The organism is Acinetobacter ursingii DSM 16037 = CIP 107286 (genome assembly GCF_000368825.1).
Lineage (GTDB): Bacteria > Pseudomonadota > Gammaproteobacteria > Pseudomonadales > Moraxellaceae > Acinetobacter > Acinetobacter ursingii.
This window is the reverse complement of record NZ_KB849717.1, coordinates 1,046,951-1,061,034: the sequence shown is the minus strand read 5'-3', so window position 1 is coordinate 1,061,034 and position 14,084 is coordinate 1,046,951. Positions and strand designations below refer to the sequence as shown.

Here is a 14,084-nt window from a genome sequence, read left to right as displayed (position 1 = left end):
AAGGATTTGCAAAATTGCTTAGTAAACGTCTCTACGATAACGTCCATTTAAACGTAATTCATCGACTTGAGCCTCACCCAGAATATCGTTGAGTGCTTGATCTACACCGCTCGCCATTCCCTCAATGCTACCGCAAACATAAATTACAGCATCACGCTCAATCCATGCTTTAAGTTCATCGGCTTGTTGTCTTAAGATGTCCTGCACATAGACGCGTTGTTCCTGATCACGTGAAAAGGCTAAATCCAGTCGTTTGAGCATGCCCATGTTGTGCCATGCTTCAATGGTTGTTTGATAGAAAAAATCGCAACGACGTTGTCTTTCACCAAAGATTAACCAGTTTTCTGAATAATCCTGACGGGTACGTGCATGTAATAAACTCATTAACCCTGCGATACCTGTGCCGTTTCCAATACAAATCATTGGGCGATTATCATCAATTAAATGGAAAGATTCGTTGGTACGAATACGAAGGGCGATTGTATCATTCACTTGAGTATGCTCGGTCAGCCAACCGGAACCCAGTCCAAGTTGACCGTTTTGATCAAGCTGTTGACGAACCGTAAGCCTTAAAAATAACTGGGTCGGAATACTGGCAATCGAATATTCACGTGTTGGCAATGTGGGAAGTTGTTCGAGTAAATGTTCCATATTGGCAAAAGGTTCAACTTCTACCGTCAGGTCTTTATCCCAAAGTGCTTGTTGAATAGAAATAGATAAAGAATCGACCAATGTATCAGGATGGACTTGATGCTTTTGTAAGAACTGTTCAATACGAGTGGCACTGTTGCCGGGTTGAATCTCGGCAATATCACCCGCTTGCCAATGCACTTCATGTTTGGGCGTAAGCTCAAGGTTATAGGCAGGTGCACCCAGACTGTCCGGGTTAAGTTGAGTGCGTTTATCCAGTACCCATGTGTCAAATGTCTTTTCAATACTCATCGATTGAAGTTCTAATTGACTTGCTTTGGCTAAAGCTTGGTTCCAGCGTTGTACATCTTCATTGTTGGCATTGTTGACTTCAATCAAATCAAATAATGCATGTGCACCACACTGTTTTAACCAGTCATTGACGCGATGCCCGAAGCTACAATAAGTGTCTGGATATTCATCTGAACCCAAAGCCAATACGGCATAATGCATAAGAGTTAAGTCTAGATTTGAGCTTAAAAACTTTTTCTCAAAACTACTTGCCAAATCAGGGGCTTCACCTGTGCCGTAGGTGCTGACCACAAATAAAATTTGTGGTGCAGTTTTAAGTTCATTTTCGGTCAATTGCTGTATGGGTTTCACCGTCACAGGCTGATGTGCTTCTTGCAGGCTGGTGGCTGTGCGCCATGCGAGTTGCTCGGATACACCTGTCTGAGAGGCATAGGTAATGAGCCATGGTGTTGCATTTGGATCAATATAATGATCTGCGAGTTGATGACGTGCGGCTTGAGTCAATCGTTTCTGTTTGCGACGTTTCAGATAAAGCATCCAACCGGTCACGAAAAATAAAGGCATTGCCAATGAAGCCAATAGGGCAAAAAATTGATAAATAGGTCCAAAGAAACTACCACGATGCACAGGTAACATGCTGCTCATGATTTTTTCATTTAGCTTTTTATCTTCATAAAGTTCAAGTTTTTCAATTTTGTGGGTTTGATAATTATAAGTTGCACTATTACGGGCGCGTTCATGTTGTGCAACTGGATCGACAAAACTCAGTTCAATTGAACCATCTGCTTTCTTCGGTAAGTTAATGGTTAAGGTTGAATAATCACGACCAATTTTTTGGTTAAACTCAGTCCACGTCTGGTTCAAAGCTTGCTGGATTTGAACAGGGGATAACGCTGATTGCTCTCGATCTGTTGATCTATCGCCAGTTCTTGGGTGATTCATTTGACGATGATTTTGTTGCATTGTCTGAGCTTTGTCATTTGCAGACTGTGGTCGACCATTTTGTTCTGGATCGCGTGGACTGCCCGTACGTTCTCGACCACCTTGCTGCATTTGTGGTTTAGGCTGTTCGACCCCCATGACTTTAAACATGCCACTGCGCCACCAGTCATATGACCAATATAGCCCGGTACATGCCAAAATCAGATAAAACACCACCACCCACGTTCCGACGACTGCGTGTAAATCCCAAATAAAATTGCGGCCTTTGAGTTTTGGTTTTACAAAGAGCCATTGGCGCAGAGAATGCTTTTTTGGCCAACGCAGATACAAACCACTCAAGACAAAGAAAATGAGCATCAGGGTACATGCACCAGTAATCTGTTTACCTACAGGACCAAAGGTGAGCGTACGATGGAGCTGTTGTACAAACTGAAAAAAGCCGCGACCTTTAATTTCAGGGAGCACTTGAGCGGTATAAGGATTGACCATCATGTTATAACCACGACGTTCACCTTCTTTGGCGATATTCACTGTCGATGATGCCGTTGGATCTTTAGCGATGGTAATGCTATTGATTTTTATGTCGGGATCTTGCGTTGAAAAATGCTGATAAAGCTGAACAGGTGTAAGCTTAGGTTGCGCTTGTGCTTGCACCACGTAGCTGTCTTGATTGATCCATTCTAAAATTTGTTGCTCGTAGGAGTAGATTGCTCCTGTGACTCCCATTAAAGAAAGAATCAGTCCTGCTGTAATCCCTAAAAACCAGTGAATCTGGAAAAACGTTTTTTTAAACATGATGATAGAAGATGTTTTAAGCAAAGAAATTTGATTAATTATAACCAAACATTGAGAAGATAATATGGATTTTGTAGGTAATATTAATTTTCATTATCATTTATAAATAAAATGTAAAAAAACCTCCATCAAGGAGGTTTTAATGAAGACTAGACTTTAAATGGTTTTGGGTTCACCGACAGCTTCAGTTAAATGCTTACGAATCGTATTAAACGAAAAGTTTTTTGAATCCATCCGTTTCGGTAAAATATACGCCCCTTGTTGGCCTTTGACCTTGAAATTCATCAAGATAAAATCAGGTGTATTGTACCACTCATAAATGTCTTTCCAGCCAATGGTACCTACGCCTTCCTGAGCACCCATTTGCTGACGCATGACAATCCCATGCGGTTGTACACCTAAACGGATTCCTTTAATTTCTTGAACAGGAAACTCGTTCATCTTACGTTTTACATACCATTCAAGACCGTATTTACGGATTAAAAAGTAGAGTACCACGCAGACAATGGCGACCCAGCAAAAAATCGTGGAATAGTTTTTGAGTAATACAATACCAGCAAGTGATAATGCAACCACCACAGCCATAATGATCCATGCTTTGGTGCTAATTTTATTAGTACTACGCCACATCATCAGTTGAACATTGCGTTGTTCTGCTTCAGAAACTTCGTAGATAACAGGCTGTAATGTATAAGCGTATAAAGATTTCGCGGTCATAGTGCAAATTGTGAATTTCAAACTGATTGGAGTTTAGCATTAATTTAGCCAATCTCGTGAATATATTCTGCCATTTTAAGGGGAATTATAATGACCCCAATTCGGTTGCATCATTATCCCGATCATGACTCAGACTTTGTTTAAGCCGACTGAGCTGATTCAAAATACTGAGCATCAGTGACAACTGTTGCAAAATAATTAAAGAAGTTTGATCTTCCTGACTATTTTGTTTGAGGCGCTGGCGAATGGTTTGCAACATATTTTGTGAGCTTAAATCTGGAACTTCATCGCGTAAAAGGGCGCCCTGAATATCATCTAGTGCTTGATCGAGTAATTTTAAAATATCTTGATCCTGACTTTGTTCACGATGCGCACCTAACGCAGCAATATAGCTCAGGAAAGTATGATTCAAACATAAAAACTCAAAAGCCAGTGTTTTTTGATAAGGATCAAAATCAGGTTCAGTGGCCAGAGTAGAAATGAGAGAGGCAACTTCTGCATCGGTATTATGTGCTGCACGACGTGCCACTCGATAATTCAAACCATGATCACGTCCTTCATGATACTGACGCACCACATCTTTTAAATAATTACACTGGGCCTGTAAAGAGCGCTGAATGGTACGAGGCAAGCGTCGAAACTTCCAGTCTGGCCAGATAAAGCTCACTCCAAACCATGCCAAAGCACAGCCAATTAAAGTATCGATTAGTCGAGGGATACCCGCAGAAAAACCTGAACTATCCAGATTAAAATTGATCAACGCCAAAATCGTAATAAATGCAGTCGCCTGTGCGTATTGTTTACTACGTAGTTCAAAGAATAAGACGCCACTTATCACCAGTAACAGCAACTGTCCTTCGAGTGACGGTACAAAATATAAAATAGCAAGACCGCAAATAATACCGACTAATGTTCCGATTATGCGCAATCTTAATCGTCGTTTAGTCGCATTGAAATTTGGTTGGCTGACAAATAAAGCGGTAAGCAAAATCCAGTAACCATACTTAATCTCCGTAATCTGAACGAAGATATAGGCAATGAGCAGCACAATCGAGAGTCGAATTGCATGTCGAAATAACACCGACTCAGGCGTTAGATTTTGTTTAATGCGGGTAACGATATCACTCCAGCCTTTTAAATCATCATCTTTTAACTGATGTTCAAACTGTTTGCTTTTTTCAAGGCTGATATTGCGTTCTGTTTCTAGGTTACGCAGTTGTGCATCAATCGATTTTAGATTTTGATATAAGGCATACAAAGCGTTGACCCAGACCTGATCATAGATCTGTTCTTGCTGTAATTTTTCCAGAGAAAGTTTCAGGTTTTCAAAAGCATGTTTAAAGCGTTTGTTATGGATATACGCTTGTCGCTTTAAAATGCTTTGACTTAAATCCTGACAAGCTTTGCCCTGTATTGATAAAATACGCTGGAAACGGAATAAAATATCACTGTGCTGAAATACTTTAGACAATTCCTGATAACTGATATGTGCTGAGTCGGCACGTTCATGAATATCCTGAACCACAAAATAATAATGCAGACTGCGGCGGGTGTCTTTTTGTCCACGGTCACCCTTTAGACGGGTCAGCAAGGCAGTTTTGGTGTCGTTGAATACACCGATCAATTTGCCATTTTCCAGTGAAAGATCAATCATACTTTGTTGATAGCTTTCCGCTGTCATATCGACATCAAACAAATTTGACTTGGCAAACAGAAAATTTCCAAGCGCCTCATAACATGCACTGAGTTTATCCTGTAAAGGACGTACAGGAAAAAGTAGAAAGCTAATGGTTGAAATCAGACCATACCAAGCTGCCCCAATGACCAGTAACACGGGTTGCATATACCATTCATCAAAAAGATGTACACCAAGCATGGAATAAACAGAAACAACCAGACATCCATAGGCGATGGTGCCGTAACGCCGTCCCAACGAACCGAGTAAAATCCAGCCGATACATGAAGCGATTAGCCCAATGGCAAACAAAAATGGATAGGGAAAAAGTAATTGAACCGAAGCCGACGTAATAAAAAATCCAACCGCGGTATAGACCAAATTCATGATGCGCACAGAAAAGCGGTCATCAATATCACTTAAACCAGCGGCGACCACGCCTAAAGTTAAAGGAATGGTGGCAAGCTGAAAATTTAGGAAGTAGGGAACAAATGCTGTACCTGTAAATGCAATTAACATGCGCAGGTTGTACATTAATGTCGTATTATAAGTGGCTCTTCTGACATGCGCGAATAAGGGTTTCAACCTGAATCCTTTGTGACAAATGTAACATGAGCTTAACCTTAGCCAAGCCTCACAAATTACGTTTGGAAAATACTCGTTCTATAGTCTGAATCATACTATGGACAGTGTTCCTTGTCTTTAAACCCACTATTTAAAATTGAAATGTAGATATGTCTGAAAATAGATCACGACAGCAATATTCATCTGCCTGGATCATGCTACTGGCCTTATTGACCGCATTGGGACCGTTATCGATTGACATGTATTTGCCTGCTTTGCCACAAATGGCAAAGGATTTTGGGGTCAGTACCCAAATGATGGCGAATACATTGCCTGCGTATTTTTTTGGTTTAGCAATTGGTCAGTTACTTTATGGCCCGATTAGTGATCGGATTGGGCGTAAAAAACCGCTTTATGTGGGATTGAGTTTATATGCCATCGCGAGTCTGCTATGTATCTTTGCCAGTAGCGAATGGAGTTTAATTGCTTTGCGCGTGGTTCAGGCATTGGGTGGTTGCGTTGGTGTGGTGATTGCTCGTGCCGCAATCCGAGATCGATTGGATGTACAAGGTTCTGCTCAGGCATTTTCCAGTATGATGATTGTGATGGGGATTGCACCGATTGCAGCACCGACACTTGGCGCATGGATCTTATATTTCTTTAACTGGCATGCGGTATTTATTTCTCTTTCAATAGTGGGATGTATCTGTTTGTTCTGTGTACATTTCTTTTTTAAAGAAACATTGCAACCTGCGCGTCGTCTCAAGCTAAGTTTCAATCAAATATTGACTTTGTATGCGGCTATTTTCAAAGATAAAAGTTTTCGCTTACCGATGTTGGCCGGCTGCTTAACAGGCGGTGCATTATTTAGTTATATCAGTTCAGCCTCACCTGTTTTTATGGATATGTATGGTTTGAACCAGCAACAATTTGCTTATGCTTTTGGCTTTAATGCGATGGGAATTATTATCCTCTCATCAATCAATAAACGGTTAGTCACTAGACTGAGTACGATTCAGCGACTCAAACTGGGCGGAACAATTCAGTTTACAGGGGCAGTGATCGTGCTGCTAAGTGGTTTGTTGCCACATGCATCATTAGCAATAATAATGGTTGGCTTATTTTTTACAGTATCTGGTTTGGGTTTTACTGGACCCAATGCGATGGCCTTGGCCATGTCAGAACAGGGTGCTCGCGCAGGAACAGCCAGTGCCATTATGGGCAGTATGCAGTTTGCAGTGGGGTTGTTTGGTGGATTAATGTTGAATTTACTGATTTGGAATCCTCTGCTTAATATGGGTGTGATGATGGTCATCTTTACGGGGGCGGGCGTCTGGGCGATTATCAAGATTGCAGCCGAGATGCGTCACCAGCAAATTCGATCATCCTGAGATTAAAAAAAATAGACCTGTGATCAGGTCTATTTTTGATTCAAAATGCTTTATTCGCTCAGAAATACTGTAAAGTTTTCAACAGGTTCACGTGGGGTAATAAACGTATTCACAATCTCATCAGGATTAGCATAGCCGAGTGCAACGGTACAAACTAATTCTTCATCGTCAGATGCTCCGAGTACCTCTAATACGATCGGATGGAAATGATTCCATGCTGCTTGTGGACAGGTATCAAGTCCACGAGCTTTGGCTGCGACCATGACATTTTGAATCATCATCGAAATGTCCATTTTTGACCCGATGCCCATCGCTTTGTTTACAGCAAAATATAATCCAACAGGCGCATCAAATAACTGGTAATTACGTAATTGTTGTGCTGCCATTTTTTCCTTTTCGCCTTTTTGGATATTTAATAATCCGTAAAGCCCCCAACCATTTTCACGACGACGGTCAATAAATGGCGAAATCCATTTTTCTGGATAGTAGGGAAAGGTTTCCTGATATTCTGCGGCTTTTTCAGGATGGTTATAAATCTCAAGTTGGGCTTTACAGACCCGATCGACCATTTCGTCACGTTTTTTATCTGTAACGACATAGACTTTCCATGGCTGAGTATTGGTTCCTGAAGGCGCACGGCAAGCGACTTCTAAAATATCTTTGATGATTTGAGCGTCAACAGGTGTTGATAGAAAAGCGCGAACAGAATGTCTTGAACGAATGGCATCGTCTACGAGTTGAACTTGCTCAGGATTCATAGGAGTTCCTTTCTCATTAAGTCATAAAACAGATGTAGACTATAAAGCATATGCACTCAATCTTTAATCTATTTTCTAGTAATTTGATTATTTGAGAAAAACTTAAATGATGAGGCTGTCTATTGAACCAGCGAGTTGAGTGCGTAGCTCAAATCAAATGACTTTGATCAAAAAATATGATGGTATTTAGCAAAAGAATAAATATGACGTCGTGTATTTTCAAAAAAAATTAATCAATTAGTCTAATATCTTCTACGCTTGTTTATAGACTTGAGGTCGGGATGGTTGTAGCTTATCTCATTGATTATTTTTAAATAAAATTATTTATCAGATTATTTTTAAAACAAATAATACAGTTTGTTAGTAGAAAATAAACAAAAAATATCATTTATTTGCATAATCTGACCCCTTTTTAAATTATGACAAAATCTCCATACTCTGGATGGGAAAAAGGGATGAACAAGATCTCATGGCCCAAGGGATGACAAAGCGGTTCATGATTAACCAATCAATAACAATGAAGGAGCTTCATACATGAGTTTACCCCTCATCAAAAAGCAATTTATTAAGCATGGTCTTGCAGTAGCAACAGCTTCAATTATGGCGTCTACAGCTTATGCGGGGACAAATGAGCAGCAAGAGATTCAACAATTACGTGCAGAAGTCGCAGAACTTCGCGCATTAATTCAACAACAGGCGGCAACTCAGAAACAAATCGTGGCAGAGCAAAAAGCACGTCCAGTGGTTGTGGCTTCTGCACCTGCGGTGGTCGTGGCACAAGCTCCTGCCGCACCTGCGCCTGCTAATGCAAAACCAGGTTGGTTAACTTTGCCAGATGGACAAACGCAAGTGAAGTTGTATGGAAACGTACGTGTTGATGCAGCCTATGACTTTAAAGGTACAACTGGTGGTATCAATAACAAAACAGGGCAGGTTCCTTTAAACAAAGATAATCCAACTGAGGATTCTTTGAATGTTTCTGCTGCTCCTACACGCATTGGACTTGATATTGCACGTCAAACTGATTTAGGTGAGTTAACAGGTAAAATTGAAGCAGATTTTTGGGGTGATGGCACATCAAACGGTGATGGAAAACTTCGTATCCGTCATGCTTACGCGTCGTTAGGAAAATGGTTGGCAGGTCAGACGACCTCTCCATTTGTTAATACAGATACATCACCTGATCTTATTGACTTCACAGGCCCAATGGGTGGCGGTACTCAACGTAATGTTCAAGTTCGTTATACTCAGCCGATTGATGCAAATCAGAAAGTATTGGTCGCCCTTGAGGGTGGCGATGTAGAAAATGGTAAAACTGCTGGTGGTAGCCGTTTCCCTGCTTTGACCGCACGATATGACATTAAAACCAGTGACTCTAAAGGTCTATTACAAGTTCATGGTTTAGCACATGAAAATCGTGTATCAACCAATGATTCTAATGACGAAGAAAAATGGGGTTGGGGTCTTGGTGTAGGTGGTAAGTATCAATTCACGCCAAAAGATGCCATCATGGCAAACTATTACCATGTCAAAGGCGACTCACGTTATATCCTTTATAGTGGTCAAACTAATACTGCTTATACGACTACTGGAGATGGTAAGACGACTGATTATGATATTCACAATAATGAGTTTGATACGGCTCAAATCGGATATCAACGTAATTGGTCTCCAAAACTACGTTCTGCATTTTCTTTAGCAGGCATGTGGTTTAAAGATGACAATACTTATGCTGAAAATAATCAAAGTTATAACAAGACACTTTACAATGCGATTGCCAACATCATCTACACACCAGTTAAAAACGTAGATCTTGGGGCAGAGTACACTTATGGTCAACGTGAAACATTTGCGGGTGACAAAGGTGATCTTTCTCGTATTAACTTCTTGACCCGTTATAGTTTCTAATGCATTGATCATTCATATTTGATGCTTAGATGAGCATTTAAAAAACCACAGATATACTCTGTGGTTTTTTTATATGTAGAAAATTACATAAAATCATTTCATTAAACACTGTTTCGTTACAAATTCTAAATGTTGATTTAAGCTAAAGTCGGGCAAGCTCTAGCAGATTTAATTTAAATTTCTACATGTCATTTCGTGGTAGAGAACTTTTCAAAGGGCAACATTATCTTCGATATGATCCTTAAAACAGTTAAGTGAGAGGCTTGAGATCCTTACTTAACGGAATATGAACTGGGAAAAATATGGAATTTACGTTCAATGCATTTTATACGCTTATTGCAGCAGTGATTGTGCTGTTATTAGGGCGGTTTTTGGTTAACCATATTGATTTTTTAAAACGCTACAATATTCCTGAACCTGTGGCTGGTGGTTTGGTTGCTGCTATTATTTCTTTAATTGTTCACTCCATCTGGGGATATAGCATTATCTTTAGTAGCGAGTTGCAAACCAGTTTTATGTTGATCTTCTTTGCCTCTATTGGTTTAAGTGCGCATTTTGCCAAGCTTAAAGAGGGCGGGATTGGTCTCATTATATTTTTGATCTGTGTGGCTTCTTTTATTATCGTGCAAGATGTTGTAGGCATGAGTCTGGCAAAATTACTTGGGTTGGATCCCTTAATTGGTCTAATCGCAGGTTCGATCACGTTAACTGGCGGACATGGTACGGCAGGTGCGTGGGGAGAAATTTTAGAAACGCAGCATGGGATTCAAGGAGCTTTAGCACTCGGTATGGCAAGTGCTACATTTGGACTGATTATTGGTGGGGTCATTGGTGGGCCATTAGCAAAGCTATTAATTAACCGTTATCAGCTTTCTTATGCCAAAACAGATGCTGAAATCAAGGATCGTGATACCCATTTAGATGCGCACCCAGAAGATTTAGCACCATTTGAAAATCCGCATCAGGTTCGTCTAATTACCGCAGATAACGCCATTACTACTTTAGGGATGTTTGCTGCCTGTTTAGCTTTTGCTGAGTTTATGACAGGTTATAGCAAAGGGACATGGTTTGAGTTACCGACCTTTGTTTGGGCATTAGGCGGTGGTGTGATCCTCAGAAATGTATTGGAAAGTGCATTTCGAGTCGATATTTTTGACCGCGCCATTGATGTGTTTGGAAACTCATCGTTATCGCTTTATCTGGCGATGGCATTGTTATCTTTAAAGTTGTGGCAATTGGCAGATTTGGCTGGTCCACTGGTGATTATCCTTGCCGCGCAAACACTCACCATGGCTTTATATGCAGCGTTTGTGACCTTTAGAGTGATGGGTAAAAATTATGATGCAGCAGTACTTGCTGCGGGTCATTGTGGTTTTGGTATGGGTGCAACACCAACAGCCGTTGCCAACATGCAAGCCATTACCAATATGTATGGTCCATCGCATAAAGCCTTTTTAATTGTGCCTTTGTGTGGTGCCTTTTTTGTCGATTTGATTAATGCGACTGTCATTCAAGTAATTCTTAAGTTTTTTGTGTAAAACTTAAAATTGATTTAAGATTTGTTTAATTTGCAAATTTTTAACAACAAAGTCTCTATGCTTAGAGGCTTTTTTATTTGTTAAGTATTATTTAGGATAGATGTCATAGCAATATGACAACAATAAGTGCTTCGAGTATGAATGAACAATTAACAGCAACCCTGATGGCTTGGGTGAGTTTCTTTAATGATCCTTTATGGGATTTCCTCGTTATTTTTTTACTTGCTGCGGGTACGTTTTACACCATTGCGACGAAAGCGGTGCAAATTCGTATGTTTTGGCAAAGTGTCAGGGTAATGAAAGGAAGCCGAAAAGAAGGTGAAGATACACATGGAATCACGCCATTTCAGGCATTTGTAACAGGCTTGGCAAGTCGGGTTGGGGTAGGAAATATTGCGGGCGTAGCCATTGCCATCGCAATTGGCGGGCCAGGCGCTGTATTTTGGATGTGGGTTACAGCTCTGTTAGGCATGAGTTCTGCCTTTATTGAATCCAGTCTAGCGCAATTATTTAAAGTACGTGACAGTGAAACCAAGCAATTCCGTGGTGGGCCTGCATACTATATTACTCAGGGATTAAAGAGTAAGCCTTTTGGGATCGTCTTTGCTATTTCACTGATTTTTACCTATGGTTTTGTTTTTAATTCTGTCCAGATCAATGCCATTACCAATGCCACATCTCATTCATGGGGATGGGACAAAGCCAATCAGACCTTGAGTCTAGGTGGACTAGATCTTGTCGTTTCGTGGGTTGGATTGGTTTTAGTGGTATTGGTGGCCATTGCAATTTTTGGTGGTATTAAGCGAATTGCAAAGTTTGCTGAAATGTTTGTTCCCATTAAAGCTGGTCTTTATTTGGCGGCGGCATTTTATATTGCCTTTAGTAATTATGAAGTTGTCCCTGAAGTATTCAAATTAATCTTCACTGAAGCATTTCAGTTTAATGCCGCAGCGGGTGGTTTTTTTGGCGGTATGATTTCGATGGCGATGATGCAGGGCATCAAACGTGGTCTATTTTCAAACGAAGCAGGGATGGGTTCAGCACCCAATGCTGCTGCTGCCTCCGATGTAAAACATCCCGTTGATCAGGGACTTGTACAAATGTTAGGGGTCTTTGTTGATACTTTTATCGTATGTACTTCTACCGCAATGATTATCCTGATTTCTGGGGTGTATCATGATACAAGTGTCATGGGTGTTGAAATGACACAACGAGCCTTGGAGATGGAGCTAGGCGGATGGGGCGGAGACTTCCTTGCGGTTTTATTATTTTTGTTCTGTTATTCTGCCGTGCTGGGCAACTATGCCTATGCAGAAGGTAATATGCAGTTTATCAATAACAGTCCTAAAGTGATGTTTGCATTTCGGATATTGGTGTTGATCATGGTCTACTTTGGTGCGATTAGCGGTGTGCCCTTAGTATGGTCCATGGCTGATCTGTTCATGGGAATCATGGCAACCATTAACTTGACTGCAATCTTATTACTTACGCCGTATGCGCGAACCTTGTTAAAGGATTATACCGCGCAACTTAGAGGTGGTAAAAAAGATCCAGAGTTTAAAATTGATCAATATCCTGAGATGAAAAAACGAGTAGATTCTGATATTTGGTAATCCATATTGGTTTCAATTCACCGTCAGTTTGGTTTAATTCAGACTGGCGGTTTTTGTTTTTAACAGTCTTTGAATTAGTAGAAAATTATTTATCAGAGATGAGAAATAAATGCTGAGAAAAATCGAATCGAAGCATCGATTAAAAAATAAAATATCTCATGATTAACAGAGAAGTATGACGTTTTAAATAATTTGATACAGCATTTTAAAAAAGATCGGCATAAAATCTATGCTGAAAAATTTTGGTCTTAGTGCGAAATGAACTATCTCAAAGCTTTGATTTTGGGTGGAGGGCTGGTATTGGGCGGCTGTCAGCAATTGCCGACGTCCTCACAAACCACGACTTCCAGCGTATCTTCTTTGCCTCATGCTCAGGAATCGGCTTTATTTATGCCTCCTCTACAAACTGAGCAGAAGCAACATCCTAAAGTTGCATTGGTTTTAGGCAGTGGTGGCGCGCGAGGTTATGCACATATTGGGGTGATAGAAGTCTTGGAGCAACATGGGATTCGACCGGATTTTATTGTGGGAACCAGTGCTGGAAGTATTGTCGGGGCGATTTATGCCAGTGGTAAAAATGCCCAGCAATTGAAACAGATTGCCCTGAACATGAAAGTGGGCGATGTTCGAGAAATTACCTTTGATCGTAAAGGTTTTTTTGATGGTCAAAAAGTAGAAGATTTTGTTAATCAGCAAGTCGATGATACGCCATTGGAAAAACTAAAAATCCCAATGTATGTGGTTGCAACAGAATTAAAAAATGGCAAAAAAACAGTTTTTAATTATGGGAATACGGGGCAGGCAGTACGGGCTTCGATTTCGATTCCGAGTATGTTTGTGCCGACTGAAATCGATCACAAAGAATATGTTGATGGTGGTTTGGTCAGCCCCGTACCTGTCGATGTTGCACGTCAATTAGGGGCAGATATTGTCATTGCGGTCGATATCTTGGCGCAGCCTGCTTATACGCCGACCACCAATATTTGGGGGTTATTTAACCAAAATATTAATATCATGCAAAATCGCTTGGCAACCGAAGAGCTCAAACATGCAGATATCGTGATCCAGCCTGAGTTGCATGAAAAAGCGCATATTTTTGATGTGAAAGAACGTGAAAACACAATTTATTCAGGTGAAGCTGCTGCCATGAAAAAGATCGGGGATATTGAAACCGCTTTTGCAATGCGCCAGCAGAAGTCTCAATTACAATAACAATGATTTGATTTGTTATATACAAGCTG

At 40.6% G+C, this 14,084-nt stretch carries 9 protein-coding genes; 5 read left to right on the top strand and 4 right to left on the bottom strand.

The window, feature by feature from the left end; all coding sequences use genetic code 11:
- Positions 1-18 precede the first annotated feature (18 nt).
- From F944_RS12475 to yccS, 3 genes are all read right to left on the bottom strand, one after another.
- Positions 19-2,679 carry a PepSY domain-containing protein gene (locus F944_RS12475; RefSeq protein ID WP_004991189.1) on the bottom strand — a complete coding sequence of 887 codons (2,661 nt, stop codon included), beginning with the start codon at positions 2,677-2,679 and terminating at the stop codon, positions 19-21.
- Positions 2,680-2,835: 156 nt separating this feature from the next.
- A complete protein-coding gene (locus F944_RS12470) occupies positions 2,836-3,396 on the bottom strand; it encodes a YcxB family protein (RefSeq protein ID WP_004991187.1) in 561 nt (186 codons plus the stop codon).
- A gap of 85 nt (positions 3,397-3,481) precedes the next feature.
- Positions 3,482-5,656 carry a YccS family putative transporter gene (gene yccS / locus F944_RS12465; protein ID WP_010588853.1) on the bottom strand — a complete coding sequence of 725 codons (2,175 nt, stop codon included), beginning with the start codon at positions 5,654-5,656 and terminating at the stop codon, positions 3,482-3,484.
- A gap of 149 nt (positions 5,657-5,805) precedes the next feature.
- Here yccS and F944_RS12460 point away from each other — a divergent pair, with 149 nt between their 5' ends.
- The gene (locus F944_RS12460) at positions 5,806-7,026 is read left to right on the top strand and encodes a multidrug effflux MFS transporter (RefSeq protein WP_010588852.1); all 1,221 of its coding nucleotides are present in this window, start codon (positions 5,806-5,808) and stop codon (positions 7,024-7,026) included.
- 50 nt (positions 7,027-7,076) lie between these two features.
- Here the strand turns inward: F944_RS12460 and F944_RS12455 are convergent, their stop codons facing one another.
- On the bottom strand, positions 7,077-7,784 hold the full coding sequence (locus tag F944_RS12455; RefSeq protein WP_004991179.1) for a nitroreductase: 708 nt from the start codon (positions 7,782-7,784) through the stop codon (positions 7,077-7,079).
- A gap of 534 nt (positions 7,785-8,318) precedes the next feature.
- Between F944_RS12455 and F944_RS12450 the strand changes: the two genes are divergently transcribed.
- The 4 genes from F944_RS12450 (at position 8,319) to F944_RS12435 (ending at position 14,055) form a co-directional block, all read left to right on the top strand.
- Positions 8,319-9,692 carry a DcaP family trimeric outer membrane transporter gene (locus F944_RS12450; protein ID WP_004991177.1) on the top strand — a complete coding sequence of 458 codons (1,374 nt, stop codon included), beginning with the start codon at positions 8,319-8,321 and terminating at the stop codon, positions 9,690-9,692.
- Between the two features lie 302 nt (positions 9,693-9,994).
- Complete coding sequence (gltS, locus tag F944_RS12445; protein WP_004991174.1) at positions 9,995-11,230, top strand: sodium/glutamate symporter; 1,236 nt, start codon at positions 9,995-9,997, stop codon at positions 11,228-11,230.
- A gap of 137 nt (positions 11,231-11,367) precedes the next feature.
- A complete protein-coding gene (locus F944_RS12440; RefSeq protein ID WP_010588851.1) occupies positions 11,368-12,843 on the top strand; it encodes an alanine/glycine:cation symporter family protein in 1,476 nt (491 codons plus the stop codon).
- A gap of 258 nt (positions 12,844-13,101) precedes the next feature.
- Positions 13,102-14,055: a patatin-like phospholipase family protein gene (locus F944_RS12435; protein WP_004991170.1), complete on the top strand. Its 954-nt coding sequence runs from the start codon at positions 13,102-13,104 to the stop codon at positions 14,053-14,055.
- Positions 14,056-14,084 lie beyond the last annotated feature (29 nt).